The sequence below is a fragment of the Shewanella sp. OMA3-2 genome (assembly GCF_021513195.1).
GTDB lineage: Bacteria > Pseudomonadota > Gammaproteobacteria > Enterobacterales > Shewanellaceae > Shewanella.
This window is the reverse complement of sequence record NZ_CP090974.1, coordinates 2,727,637-2,741,931: the sequence shown is the minus strand read 5'-3', so window position 1 is coordinate 2,741,931 and position 14,295 is coordinate 2,727,637. Positions and strand designations below refer to the sequence as shown.

Annotated in this window: 10 protein-coding genes and 1 pseudogene; 6 read left to right on the top strand and 5 right to left on the bottom strand. The window is 40.2% G+C overall.

From position 1 onward, the window contains the following. Positions 1-201: 201 nt before the first annotated feature. From dapA to L0B17_RS12160, 4 genes and pseudogenes are all read left to right on the top strand, one after another. Positions 202-1,086 carry a 4-hydroxy-tetrahydrodipicolinate synthase gene (gene dapA, locus L0B17_RS12175; RefSeq protein WP_235085135.1) on the top strand — a complete coding sequence of 295 codons (885 nt, stop codon included), beginning with the start codon at positions 202-204 and terminating at the stop codon, positions 1,084-1,086. 3 nt (positions 1,087-1,089) lie between these two features. Then, positions 1,090-2,190, top strand: coding sequence for an outer membrane protein assembly factor BamC (gene bamC / locus L0B17_RS12170; RefSeq protein ID WP_235085133.1), 1,101 nt, complete (start codon positions 1,090-1,092; stop codon positions 2,188-2,190). 369 nt (positions 2,191-2,559) lie between these two features. Further along, a pseudogene (locus L0B17_RS12165) lies at positions 2,560-3,641 on the top strand (efflux RND transporter periplasmic adaptor subunit). Next, on the top strand, positions 3,638-6,730 hold the full coding sequence (locus L0B17_RS12160; protein ID WP_235085131.1) for an efflux RND transporter permease subunit: 3,093 nt from the start codon (positions 3,638-3,640) through the stop codon (positions 6,728-6,730). Before L0B17_RS12165 ends, L0B17_RS12160 begins: the two are co-directional and overlap by 4 nt. Before the next feature lie 99 nt (positions 6,731-6,829). On the opposite strand, the gene L0B17_RS12155 is transcribed toward L0B17_RS12160, so the two are convergent. Beyond that, positions 6,830-7,261: a PaaI family thioesterase gene (locus L0B17_RS12155; RefSeq protein WP_235085129.1), complete on the bottom strand. Its 432-nt coding sequence runs from the start codon at positions 7,259-7,261 to the stop codon at positions 6,830-6,832. Between the two features lie 69 nt (positions 7,262-7,330). Beyond that, positions 7,331-9,778 carry an acyl-CoA dehydrogenase FadE gene (gene fadE, locus L0B17_RS12150; RefSeq protein ID WP_235085128.1) on the bottom strand — a complete coding sequence of 816 codons (2,448 nt, stop codon included), beginning with the start codon at positions 9,776-9,778 and terminating at the stop codon, positions 7,331-7,333. Between the two features lie 245 nt (positions 9,779-10,023). On the opposite strand from fadE, the gene L0B17_RS12145 reads away from it, so the two are divergent. Then, positions 10,024-10,812, top strand: a complete 789-nt coding sequence (locus tag L0B17_RS12145) for a class II glutamine amidotransferase (protein ID WP_235085126.1) — start codon at positions 10,024-10,026, stop codon at positions 10,810-10,812. 68 nt (positions 10,813-10,880) lie between these two features. Here the strand turns inward: L0B17_RS12145 and L0B17_RS12140 are convergent, their stop codons facing one another. From L0B17_RS12140 to trhA, 3 genes are all read right to left on the bottom strand, one after another. Continuing rightward, entirely contained in the window at positions 10,881-11,894 is a 1,014-nt protein-coding gene (locus L0B17_RS12140) for a DUF3108 domain-containing protein (RefSeq protein ID WP_235085124.1), read from the bottom strand. A 26-nt stretch (positions 11,895-11,920) separates the two neighbouring features. Continuing rightward, positions 11,921-12,292 carry an MGMT family protein gene (locus L0B17_RS12135; RefSeq protein WP_235089796.1) on the bottom strand — a complete coding sequence of 124 codons (372 nt, stop codon included), beginning with the start codon at positions 12,290-12,292 and terminating at the stop codon, positions 11,921-11,923. 97 nt (positions 12,293-12,389) lie between these two features. After that, positions 12,390-13,070 (bottom strand): PAQR family membrane homeostasis protein TrhA, encoded by a 681-nt coding sequence (gene trhA, locus L0B17_RS12130; RefSeq protein WP_235085122.1) that lies wholly within the window; start codon positions 13,068-13,070, stop codon positions 12,390-12,392. A gap of 201 nt (positions 13,071-13,271) precedes the next feature. On the opposite strand from trhA, the gene L0B17_RS12125 reads away from it, so the two are divergent. Further along, positions 13,272-14,267 carry a hypothetical protein gene (locus tag L0B17_RS12125; RefSeq protein ID WP_235085121.1) on the top strand — a complete coding sequence of 332 codons (996 nt, stop codon included), beginning with the start codon at positions 13,272-13,274 and terminating at the stop codon, positions 14,265-14,267. Positions 14,268-14,295 lie beyond the last annotated feature (28 nt).

Sequence of the window (14,295 nt, the reverse complement as noted above, 5' to 3'; positions counted from 1 at the left end):
TTAATCAGCTGAAGGGTGGATACCTAAAAAAACGATCAAGAATGTGTAATCTCTGCGCTAGAAAGCATAAAATGTGGTTACTTTATGCCGAATCCAGGTGAAATGGCTTTTTCGGGTAATTTTGATTTGAACACTGCTAATGCTTGTCATTAGTTGATAGCATCAGTAACATAGCAAATCCTGAAAACTTGGGGAATATAGATGATAAACGGAAGCATCGTAGCCTTAATCACACCAATGAATAGTGATGGCACAATAGATTATGCGAGTCTTGAAAGACTGGTAGATTTTCATATTAATCAAGGCACCGATGCCATTGTTGCCGTTGGTACAACTGGCGAATCAGCTACGTTACCAATGAAAGAACATATTGCGGTTGTTAACCAAACCGTAAAATTTGCCGCCGGACGAGTGCCTATTATTGGTGGTAATGGCGCAAATGCAACTGCTGAAGCCATCGAGCTGACTAAAGGCATGCAAAATTCAGGCATCAGTGCCATGTTGGGTGTTACACCTTATTATAACAAGCCAACACCTAAAGGCCTTATTGCACATTATAAAGCCATTGCAGCCAGTACAGATATTCCACAAATTCTGTATAACGTTCCTGGACGTACCGCAGTAGACATGAAACCGGAAACGGTTGCTGAGCTATGTACTGTGAGCAATATTATAGGCGTAAAAGAAGCGACTGGTGATGTCAGCCGTGTTGCTTTGTTACGTCAATTATGTGGCGATGATTTTATTTTATACAGTGGTGATGATGCGACTGCTCGCGAGTTTTTACTCGCAGGTGGTAATGGGGTTATTTCGGTTGCGAATAACATTGTTCCCCATGCGTTTAAGGCTATGTGTGATGCCGCTTTGGCGGGAAATACTCAACTGGCTGCTGAAATAGATGAACCACTACGTAGCTTATACAGTTCATTATTTTGTGAAGCAAACCCTATCCCAGTTAAATGGGCTGTTCATCGTATGGGACTTATTACCCACGGACATATTCGTTTGCCATTAACTGAACTTTCTGAGCAGTTTCATGGTCTGTTACTCGAGTCTATGAAAAAAGCGCAAATTAAGGTGCAATAATACATGTTTAAAAAAGTCACCCCTCTATTACTGATAACCACGCTTGCAGCCTGTAGTACGGCTATAGATCGTCGCCAAGCTAATGGTAATGAAGAGTATGTTCAAACTCAATCGGCCGCATTGTTGAAGATCCCGTCTGGATTAAAGCAACCTAATTACAGCAAAGAGTACGATATACCTAATGTCAGTAGTAAAGTTGATACCACTATTGTTGGTAAGCGATTAGATATTCGTCCACCATTGCAGATTATTGCAATGGCTGAAGGTACTCATGTTGAAGAAAGTAGCAATAATATTAAAATTATCATTGAGTCAGTTGATAATTCAACCGACTTAAAACAAGAGATATTTAATGTTATTAATGGCTATTTAGCTAAAAACAACATTGCTAAGCGTACAGAAAACTTTAATACGGGGGTTGTTGAAACCGACTGGATAGACAGCCAAGACGTGTTAGAAACAAGTTGGTTTGGCAATGATAAAGTGTATTTGCTGCGCCAACGTTATCAGTTTGATATCAATGTTAAACCCCACGGTAGAACGGGGGATGTTGCTATTAGCCTAGTTGAACACGAAGAGTATTTTGATGAAGATCTGCAAGATATATTCTTGACGGGCGATGATAAACGTCGTTATACCATTGATATGCTAAATAATACCGTGTCATACATGGGTGTTGAACGTGAACGTACTCTGCAAGCCGCACGTATTGAGCAAAGTTTAGGAATAGAAATTGATCTTGTTGAAGCAGGTGCAGGCGCAGAATCATATTGGCTTGCAAAAGCTGACTTCAATAAGACACGTGATCGCTTACGTATCGTGTTACCTGAATTAGGTTTCGATGTCGTCGATATGGATGTTAGCAAAGGTTTATTTTATATTAACTTAGAAGAAAGTGGTGGTTTCTGGAGCTCATTATGGGGTGAGGAGAAATTAACATTAGAGAAAGGTAACTATCGATTGTTATTGCGCACAACCGATAACAAAGATGAAACTAAAATCCTACTGCATGATGTAACAGATGAACCGCTTAAAAAAGAAGCCATAGCAGAAGTTTATGAGCGCCTCTATCAAGCGATGAAAGAGGATCGAAAAGTTCGGTAATAGCTAATATTGAGTTATTATTATCTGAAAAAAAGATGCCGATTGGCATCTTTTTTTTGGAGCAAGGTTGTTCTGTTAACCCGATTACTCATTTCCTAAATGTGTCTAAAGTGTCTAATTTGTAAGGAAAGGTAAAACGGCTTGCAGGCAATAACTAACTGAGTAAAATCACTATCAAATAATTTACCTCATTGGGTTTATGTAGTACTCATATCTGAAAAATTAATTAAATAATTGCAGTGATGAGTGATCTATTTTCAATAGTTTGCACTATTACTCCACTCAACACTTATCTGACACTGCATAAAAATATTATCCAGTGTTAGTTGATTGCATGATTACAATATCCCGATAAAGAATGGTTAACTGATGAAAAAAATATTATTAATAATCGCAGTTGTTGGCATTGCAGCTTATAGCTACCAATTCATGCAGCCTAAACAAAATAAAGTTCAACACCAGAAGCCAATCCCTAATGTGGTATTTGCTACCACTAAAATGATGCAAATTCGTGATGAAGTAGAAGCAATAGGAACGGGCAAAGCTTTCGAGTCAATTATTGTTACCTCAAAAATTACTGAAGTGATCACAAGTGTTAATTTTGAAGACGGTGATTTAGTTAATAAAAATGACTTATTAATCCAGCTTCAAGATGCTGAACAGCAAGCTAAAGTTAAAGTCGCTAAGGTTAAGTTGAGTGAACACCTTAGAGAGTTTGATCGAATCAGCTCATTGGTCACCAGTAAAACGATTGCAGAGCTTGAGCGTGATAGGCTACAAAGTTTAATTGATTTATCTCGAGCCGACATTGAGCTGGCAACATCCGCATTAATTGATAGAAGAATTACCGCGCCATTCTCTGGGCGATTAGGGTTACGTCAGGTTAGTCTTGGTGGCCTAGTCTCAACTGGTGAGCAAATTACAACACTGGATGATGTCAGTAAAATTAAACTCGATTTTTCTATTCCAGAGCGTTTTATTCAAGAGCTAAAGCAAGGTAAACAAGTGGAAGCGCAAGCAGTTGCTTTTCCTGATCGTATTTTCTTAGGTACCGTGACCTCCATTGATAGCCGAGTTAATCCAGATACCCGTGCAGTTGTGGTAAGGGCAGTATTATCCAATGATGATTATGCACTACTGCCGGGATGTTAATGAAGGTGAAACTGATTAAACAAAGTCGACAAGGGCTGCTACTACCTGAGGCTGCCATTATTCCTATTCAAGACAAGCATTATGTCTATAGCACTAATGAGCAAGATGAAGTGATTCAAATTCCGGTCAAATTAGGCGTTAGGATGCGCGGTTGGGTTGAAATTACTGAAGGGCTAACAGAAAACCAACAGGTAATTATTCGCGGCATTTTAAAAGTCCGACCTGGTGATAAAGTCAAATTACAGCAAGCTGAAAACTTTAATTTCGTCAATATTAACTCGGCGGAGACAGCAGCATGATCTTAACGGATTTATCGGTAAAACGTCCCGTTTTTGCCTCAGTTATCAGTATATTACTGATCGTACTAGGCTTGGTGTCATTTGATAAATTACCTTTACGTGAATATCCAAATATTGACCCTCCAATCGTATCTGTTGAAACCAGCTATCGCGGCGCCAGCAGTTCTGTGGTCGAAAGTCGAATCACTCAATTAATTGAAGACCAAATCAGCGGCGTGGAAGGCATTCGTCATATTAGTTCTTCAAGCTCTGATGGACGATCTAGCGTAACAATTGAATTTGATATTGACCGAGATATTGAAGCGGCAACAAATGATGTACGAGATAGAATATCAGGCTTACTAGAGCAGTTACCCGAAGAAGCCGACTCACCGTCAATTTATAAGGCTAATGGCAGTGATGAAGTGATCATGTGGCTTAATTTAGTCTCAGATCAAATGGATATTTTGCAGTTGACAGATTATGCCAACCGATATTTAGTTGATCGGTTTTCTGTCATTGATGGTGTGTCAACATTGCGTTTAGGTGGTGGGAAAGTCTATGCAATGCGCATATGGATAGACAGACAAGCTTTGGCTGCACGAAAGTTGACAGTAACTGATATCGAAAACGCCTTGAGAACGGAAAACGTGGAGTTTCCTGCCGGATCCATTGAGTCTGAAGACCGCCATTTCACCGTAAGATTGGAGCGTGCTTATCGCACCCCAGAAGACTTTGCCAATTTAGTGCTTACCCAAGGCGAAGACGGTTATTTAGTTAAGTTAGGTGATGTTGCTCGAGTTGAGATTGGCAGTGAAGAAGAGCGGATTGTGTTCCGTGGTAATAAAGAAGCAATGATTGGGCTTGGTGTCAGTAAGCAATCAACGGCAAATACGCTAGAAGTTGCCCGAGCTGCAAATGCACTTGTTGATCAACTTAATCCGACATTACCAGCCGGTATGGAAATCAAGCGTTCTTATGACAGCTCAGTTTTTATTGAGCGTTCAATTGACGAGGTCTACCAAACATTATTTATCGCGATGATATTAGTCATCATTGTGATTTATTTATTCCTAGGCAGTGTTAGAGCAATGCTTATCCCTGCCATTACCGTTCCGGTATCATTATTAGCCACATTTATAGTGCTATATGCACTTGGTTATACAATTAACTTATTAACTTTACTCGCGATGATCCTTGCTATTGGTATGGTCGTTGATGATGCTATTGTTATGCTAGAAAATATTCACCGAAGAATAGAAGAGGGCGATTCGCCACTAAAAGCGGCATATTTAGGCAGTAGAGAAGTGGCTTTTGCGGTTGTGGCAACTACCCTTGTACTCGTCGCGGTATTTATGCCAATTACTTTCCTTGAAGGGGACTTAGGCAAGTTATTTAAAGAGTTTGCGGTAACCATGAGCGCCGCGGTTATCTTCTCAAGTCTCGTTGCATTAACTCTTAGCCCAATGATGTGTTCTAAGCTGCTTAAACCTTCTAGCGAAGATTCATGGCTAGTGCGTAAAATTGATAAACTGATGAACCGTTTATCATCTATGTATAAAACCACTCTTGCTAAAGCATTTGAAAAGCCAATATTTGTCAGTGTGTTAGTGCTTATCTCTTTTGTTATTAGTGGGTATCTGTTGCAAAAAGTGCCGCAAGAATTTGCCCCGCAAGAAGATCGCGGTTCTATGTTCTTAATGGTGAATGGCCCACAGGGTGCAAGCTTTGAATATATTGAAGAATATATGGATGAAGTTGAAGGTCGTTTAATGCCATTAGTGGACAGTGGCGACATTAAACGTCTGCTGATTCGAGCGCCACGGGGGTTTGGCACCGCAACGGATTTCTCTAATGGCATGGCGATTATTGTGCTTGAAGATTGGGGCCAACGCCGAAGCGCTAATGAAATTGTTGTTGATATTCGAAACAGACTTTCAGATTTAGCCGGTATTCGTGCATTTCCGATTATGCGCCAGGCATTTGGTCGTGGGGTAGGCAAGCCAGTTCAATTTGTGCTTGGCGGCCCTAGCTATGAGGAATTAGCCGAATGGCGTGACATTATTCTTGAAAAAGCCAAAGACAATCCAAAGCTAATTGGCTTAGATCATGACTATCAGGAAACCAAGCCTCAACTAAGAGTGATCATTGATCGTGTCAGAGCTGCCGATTTGGGCGTATCTGTTTCACATATTGGCCGTACTCTAGAAGCTATGTTAGGTTCAAAGCTAGTGACTACCTTTATGCGTGATGGTGAAGAATATGATGTCATCATTGAAGGCAGTCGAGAAAACCAAAGTACAGCCAGTGATATGGAAAACCTTTATGTACGCTCTGCGCGCACTAATGAATTAATTCCACTATCTAACCTAGTGACAATTGAAGAGTTCGCAGATGCTAGCTCACTTAATCGTTATAATCGCATGAGGTCAATCACGCTTGAGGCTAACCTAGCCGAGGATTACAGTTTGGGAGAAGCGCTTGCTTATCTTAACGATTTAACGGCAACCTATTTACCTGCTGAAGTCGTTGTGAGTTACAAAGGGCCGTCTCTAGATTATCAAGAGTCAGGCAGTTCAATGAACTTTGTCTTCCTGTTAGCGTTAGGAATTGTGTTTTTAGTGTTAGCGGCACAATTTGAAAGCTTTATCCATCCAATGATTATCATGTTAACTGTGCCGCTGGCCACCTTAGGTGCGTTATTGGGGTTGTGGTTGACCGGGCAGAGTATCAATATTTATAGTCAAATTGGTATTATCATGCTGGTAGGCTTAGCCGCTAAAAATGGTATTCTCATTGTCGAGTTTGCTAACCAGTTACGCGATAGAGGTGTGGCATTTAGTGAAGCAATATTGCAAGCATCTACCCAACGTTTAAGGCCTATTTTGATGACTGGGATTACAACAGCTGCTGGCGCATTACCTTTAGTGATGGCGGTTGGTGCGGGCTCAGAAACTCGTTATGTGATTGGTGTTGTGGTGTTATCTGGTATTACTTTGGCGACATTTTTTACGTTAATAGTAGTGCCGGTGGCTTATAATTTGTTTGCTAAAAATAGCCATTCTCCAGATACGGTTGCTAAGCAATTAGAACAAGAGTTACGTGAGTAAATTGGTTACTGGGTAACACAGGTTCTTAACCTAGTATTGCTGCCAATTGAGCATAAAAAAGAGCCCGTCATTTGACGGGCTCTTTTTTATATGCAGATCCTAACGGCTTACCATACAACTTGCAGTAGCCGTTGCAAGCAATCGACCTTGCTGATCGGTCAGCCTTGCTTCAGATATCGCTAAACTGGTGCTCAAATTAACTAGCTTACCTACGGCAATTACCGGTTGATTTTTGGGTACAGGTCTAACCATCTTAACATTCAAGTCGATAGTGGCGTAGCTTGCGCCAGCTGGCAGTGCAGAATGAACCGCGCAAGCCGTAGCTGAATCAAGTACTGTAGCGGCAAAGCCGCCATGTACTCCACCCATAGGATTAAGGTGCCTCTCATCTGCTGTTGCTTCAAAGGTTATTTCTCCCTCGCTGACGGCAACGGCTTTCATTGGCATTGTTTTGGTGATTGAAGGGGCGGGCAGATCACCCGCTAACATGGCTTGCATGATTTGCAGGCCTGTCATTTGACGTATATTCATTGAACTTTCCTCAATAAAAAAGGGTAAAGCTTGGCTTTACCCTTAATATTACTTTAATCAGTGACTCAGTTAAGCAGCTTTTTCTTGCTTAGCGGGTACCTTGATATTGGCACGTAGTTCTTCTGTGTCAAAATCATCAACATTGATAGACTTCATACGACCAATTTCAGCACGTTCTAGTAATGCAATTTCAGCTTCACTTAGAATACCCAATGCTTTACCTTCAGCAGCAATTTTATCAAGCCACATGAAAGGGAGTCGTTTACCTGCCGCTTTACACACTTTATCGTATAAAGGCTCACAAGCTAAAATATCGATAAAGGTTTGCTCTTGAATACCGACAGCGTTGTTTTCACAGTTAGTAAAGAACTGACCTTTACCTAAGCGATCACGGCTTGCACAAGGTGTTTGCATTATTTTAGCCACTTTGTGATCCATTACATCAGTAGGACGTTTAACTGGACGACCGAATGGGAAAATAACTAAACGCAGTACATAACCTAATCCCATAGGGAAGTTGTTAAGTAAGTCATCTAAAGAGTCTTGTAGTTTATACAACGAATCTTCAACAGCCCACTGAACTAAAGGTAAGTCTTCAGTTAAACGGCCTTCATCTTGATAACGTTTCAATGTTGCTGACACAAGATATAACTGGCTTAATAAGTCACCTAAACGAGCAGAAATACGTTCTTTACGTTTAAGGTTACCACCTAAAGTCGCCATTGCTAAATCAGACAGCAAGGCTAAGTTAGCACTGAAGCGGTTCATCTGTTGATAGTAACGTTTAGTCTTATCTGAGTAAGGCGCATTAGAGAAACGAGCACCTGTTAATCCCATCCAGAAACTGCGAATAAAATTAGAGATAGCAAAACCAATATGACCAAATATTGCATCATCAAAGGTGGTTAAACCTCGTGCTGCATCAGTGTCAAACGCCGACTCCATTTCTGTTAATACGTAAGGATGACAACGAATAGCCCCTTGACCATAAATGATCATTGCACGGGTGAGAATATTCGCACCTTCAACCGTAATCGCGATAGGAGCTGCTTGATAGCCACGGCCTAAATAATTATTTGGGCCTAAACATACACCTTTACCGCCATGGATATCCATAGCATCGATAATACATTTCTGCATTCTGTCGGTCAGGTGGAATTTAACAATGGCTGAAATAACAGATGGCTTTTCACCTAAATCGATAGCAGTGGTTGTTAAGCTAGTGACTGCATCCATTAAGTATGCATTGCCGCCTAAACGTGCCATTGGCTCTTCAATGCCTTCTAATTTACCAATCGGCAATTTAAATTGACGACGAATACGTGCGTAGGCACCAGTAGCGATGGCAGCTGTTTTTACACCACCGGCAGAGTTCGATGGTAATGTAATACCACGACCCACTGATAAACACTCAACCAGCATACGCCAGCCTTGGCCAGCCATTTCTGGCCCACCAATAATAAAGCTTAATGGCACAAACACTTCTTCACCACGTGTAGGACCATTTTGGAACATACAGTTAAGTGGGAAGTGACGGCGACCGGTTTCTACACCCGGAATATTAGTAGGAATTAAAGCACAGGTAATACCAAGTTCTTGTTTATCACCTAATAACCCATCTGGATCGCGTAGTTTAAATGCTAGGCCAAGCACAGTTGCAACTGGTGCAAGCGTAATATAACGCTTGTTCCATGTTAGCTTCATACCCAGTACTTCTTCACCTTCAAACTCGCCTTTACATACAATACCAAAATCTGGAATTGAGCCTGCGTCACTGCCAGCTTCTGGGCTGGTAAGTGCGAAACAAGGCACTTCTAAGCCTTTAGCTAAGCGAGGTAAATAATGGTCTTGCTGCTCTGTAGTACCATAGTGCTGTAATAACTCGCCAGGGCCTAATGAGTTAGGTACGCCGACTGTAGATGCAAGTTCGCTGCTGACACCGGCTAGCTTCTGTAATACGCGAGATTGTGCAAAAGCAGAATACTCTAAACCACCGTATTTCTTTTTGATGATCATCGCAAAGAATCCATGGTCTTTTAGGAATTGCCACACTTCTTGCGGTAAATCGCCAAGTTCATGCGATACCATATGGTGATTAACCATTTTACACACTTCTTCAACAGGGCCATCTAGGAAGGCTTGTTCGTCTGCGGTAAGGCGAGATTGTGGGTAGTTGTGTAGTTTACTCCAGTTAGGATTACCAGCGAACAAATCCGCTTCCCACCAAGTAGTACCCGCTTCAATGGCTTCTTTTTCAGTAGTAGACATTTCAGGCATGATACCGCGGTACACTTTAAGCAGCGGACGGCTGATAAAATTCTGTCTAAATGATTTGATGTTAAAAGGTAATGCCATTACAAGGAATACAACCCATGTAATAGTACCAACGATGTCCATGGCGCTACCAACACCTAAAACAACAGCAGCAGCTATTGTGGTGGTGACAAGCGATACCCTGAGGTAAGACATTGTGCCGAGCACAAAGATCATCGCGATGATCAAAAATAGGGTGGTCACTTTACTCTCTCCTTAAAGCCAGTTTCAGTGTGAATGGCTAGTTTTTATTGATCTTAATCACAAGTATAGACCGTGGTCAGACCTGTGCTACATAAAATTTAACCTTATGCAGCAATGAATACAAGTATTATTCAAACAATTGTTTAAATTTATATGTATCAATCTTGTTTCACTGATTTATCACAGAAGATACAATATGTTTTATAGCGTAGAATTGATCAATTAGTAACGAAAAGGCTTGATAAATGTGCGAATTGCTTGCTATGAGTGCCAATGTACCCACTGATATTGTGTTTAGTTTCACCGGTCTTGCTGAACGTGGCGGTGTCACTGGGCCACATGTTGACGGTTGGGGTATTACTTTTTATGAAGGTAAAGGTAATCGTACCTTTAAAGATGCTCGACCAAGCAGTCAATCTCATATCGCCCAACTCATAAAGTCATACCCGATTAAAAGTGAAATCGTGGTGAGTCATATTAGACAAGCTAATAGAGGAGGGGTGTCATTGGAGAATACTCATCCATTTACCCGTGAATTATGGGGACGCTACTGGACCTATGCACATAATGGTCAGCTAAGTGCATATGAGCAAAAATTTACTTCCAGTCGTTTTCAAGCCGTTGGTGATACGGACAGTGAAATGGCATTTTGTTGGATACTTGAGCAAGTCTTGCAGCGCTTTGGTAACACGGCACCCGAAAATATGAATGCGGTGTTTGAGTACATAGCTAAACTGGCAGATGAGATCCGCACCCTAGGGGTATTTAATATGATTTTAAGCGATGGCATTGATTTAATGGCCTATTGCACCAACAATTTATGTCATATCACTCGTCGAGCCCCCTTTGGTAAAGCAACTCTTATTGATACCGATGTTGTGATTGATTTTCAAAAAGAAACTACCCCGAATGATATTGTTACTGTGATAGCCACTAGACCGCTGACTAATAATGAGCAGTGGCAAGTACTTTCTGCTGGTGACTGGAGGCTATTTAGACGCGGTGATATTCGGATTGAACATACTGCTATTTAAAAGTATTACGCTTGAAACATCACGCCAGCTGTTGGCGTGATGTCATTATGGCATTACAGGATAAAATATTAATCAATCACCATTTTTTTAATTTCTAAAATCTCTCTCTCGCTAATGTTATCTTGGCTGACATCAGGAAAATCCTCATCATCTGTTATGACTTTTTTAGCTGTGTCACCTTGCTCTAATAGAGATTTCTCTGCCATATAGGCGTTGAATATCTTGTGTTCATGGGCAATATCTAAACTAGGTACATCCGTTAATGGTTTATCGAAATGGTATGTAGCAAGTTGAATATCAAGTTGTTTACTGCCTTTAGAGAAATGGCTTAGTCTAATCGGTAAATAAGCAAGCTTAGGTGCCATCCAGAAAAAGGTTTGTCTTTTGGTGCTATCACGAACCACTTCAAATTTTACTGTTTCAAAAGTACCGCCAGCCACTGTGATGGTTTCATTACCAATGATTTTAAAGTCATATTCATCAACTTCTTTTTCTTTAACCATTTTATAGTTAAGTGGTCTTTTATTACCTATGACATCCATTCTAAACTGTAATTGAACCATTAAAGGGTCAAATATTAATTCCTGATAATCTAACTTCAGCGCTTGTTGTTTATAAATGGTATGGATAAAATTTTGTGATTTAGCAAAAGCGGTTTGTTCGGTGTAATCACTGCCTGTTCCCGTTCTTTCATGTACATATCTAAAGGGGGTCAGTTTACCGTTCTCAAGGGTGAAATCACTTTGTAGTTTACGTTCATCAGACAACATCAGTAGCCCAACTTCGCTTTCGAATAGATAATTATAATAGCCGCTATCAGTAGCTGGCAGGGTATATTTAGCATCACCTAATTCAATACTGCCATAATAAGCCTTGTACTGCGCTGTGTGCGGCGTCAGTGGTAATAAAATGGTCTCTTGAGCGACATTTTGGATGTTATCTGTTGCCGATATTTTACTGGTTAAAATGGGATCTGTTGCAAGAGTACTGCTGGTTGCACTAAAAGAGGCCATCATTAAACAAACCATTAATGGCGACAGAAGTTGATAAGTTGACTGTGATTTTAAAAGAGTAGTTTGCAAGTTTTTAATCCTAAAAGAGATGCCGACTAAAACGGAAGTGTCATGACTAATGTGACTAAGTCAGGTTGCCATAAATACTTGGACAATGGAATCTTGCCATTGTTCACTTCAATGTTCTCTAATCGCAATAATTCAGTTTGTTGTTGAAATAAAAGGGTGTTTTGGGGAAACGAAATTCGTCCAGCAGCGTTAATTACCCTATGCCAAGGTAAATTAGCGGTTGATGGAGCAAGCTTGAGTGCGCGTGATACATATCTTGCTCGTCCAGGTAAGCCAGCAAGATCGGCAACCTTGCCATAAGGAAGTACTTTCCCTTCAGGTATCATTTTGATAACAAAAGCAATTTTATCCTTTGCTTGCCATTGATGCTCATCAGAATGCTTATAATCAGAATACATATGAGTCAATATTAATTACTTTATCGCTGATTCTGCATCAAAAAATCGCTATTGAACAGCATACAAAGGGCTCAGTTAACCTTTAAAGGGAAATATATTAATTTGTGACCAGAAAATACACACACAGGAAATGTGAAAAAGCCCCACCGAGAACAAACATATGCCAAATGGCATGATTATAGGGAATTTTTTTATTGGCATAAAAAATTACCCCTAAGCTATAAAATAATCCACCTATGATCAATAGATTAAAGGTTAACTCTGACATATTAGCAATAAGGTCTTGCATGACAGTAACGCAAAGCCAGCCCATTAATAGGTATAAAAATAGACTGAGCGCTTTGAATCGACCAATAAACAAAGTTTTAAATACAATTCCTCCTAATGCAATACTCCAGATTATCGTTAATATGATTAACGCGCTATCATCTTGTAAAGCAATCAACATCAGCGGAGTGTAAGTACCTGCAATAAGCGTATATATGGTACAGTGGTCAGCCATTTTAAAACGTTTTCGCCATACAGGTGTACGGCTAGTGTGATACAGGGTGGATGATAAAAATAACGCTATGATACTGATACCATAAATAATGACACCCGCAAGCTGAATGGTAGACAAGTCTTCTCTAGCATTGGTTAACATTAACACCAGGCCAAATAAACCCGCAATAACGCCGAATCCGTGAGATAACCCATTAGCTAATTCCTCTTTAATGCTATAATCGGGAGCATTATTAAGTATTTGTTCTGCAGTAAGAATGTCTAATTTTTCGTGCATTGTTATTATTACTCAATTAACAGTCGAATGATATTTTCTAGTCTAACAGGGCTAGGCTGTAAAAACTATAAATAGTGTACACGTGTACTCTCAGTTTTTAGCCGAAGTTTTCCTTAGTATACTTTGGACTATTTTTTAGGGGGATGAGTGAACTTTATCAAGGATTTATATTCAAATCAGCAGAGTTAATGATATATGGATATGTTTTTAAAGACAGCAAACAAGATGGATAGAAGAAATAAATCATTAAATAGAGATAGTGATATCTTTAGGATCTGTATTGACCATGACCATAACCCCGAGCTTGAAAGCGAGCCCGTCATCATTAAAGATAGGCGAGGGTTAGTTAAGTCGGTGTGTCTTGCGCTTGGCGTACACCTTGTTTTTTTCTGTGTTATTGCCTGGTTTTGGCAGCAAGCGAGTGATCAGAATCAGTCGAATTTAATCATAGCCCCAGAAGGGATCAAAATTAACAGCTATATTATTACCACTGAACAATATGAAGCTATGGTGAAAGCAAGTGAATCAAAAGTCGATATTGATAAGCTAGACATAAACAAACTAGATATAAACAAACTAGGGGATGATGAGCAAAATTCAAATACTGAAGTCGAAACATCTATACAACCCATTACACCAAATGATGCTCTGCCAGTATCTAATTTACAACAACAGGTTCCAGCAGAACCTAAAGATAGCAATGCACCAAATATTAATACACCAGATCATCAAGATAACAGCAGTAATAATGCCCCGACGATTAACGGGGAAGTTTTCAATAAAGCAGTGGCCAGTGGAAGTGATAGCGAAATTGAGAGCGTGGCAGTACTTTCAACCCATGCGATTAGTCAGGCATCAAGCCAGTATTTACAACAGATTAATATCAATGAGCTTGAAGCCTTGATAGGGTCGCAATCTGCGTTTACAAACAAGCCTAGCGGAACGATGAGTGAAATGGATCCAGACTTGACATTTATTGAATTAATTTCAAAAATTGATACCAGTCAGCCTCATACTTACAACCATAGACTTGATCCTAATCGAATAGTTAAACAAGGTGACTATTGTTACCGTGTGGTCAATTTAGCCACTCAGGTTAATCCCTATGGTGAAGGATTAGGCTATGCAGAATATTGTGGCCCAGATGACATGAAGACCGCTTTGACAAGCGAAATTAACAATCGACTAACAAAATGAAATAACGTTTTTAGTCACTACTTTTAAT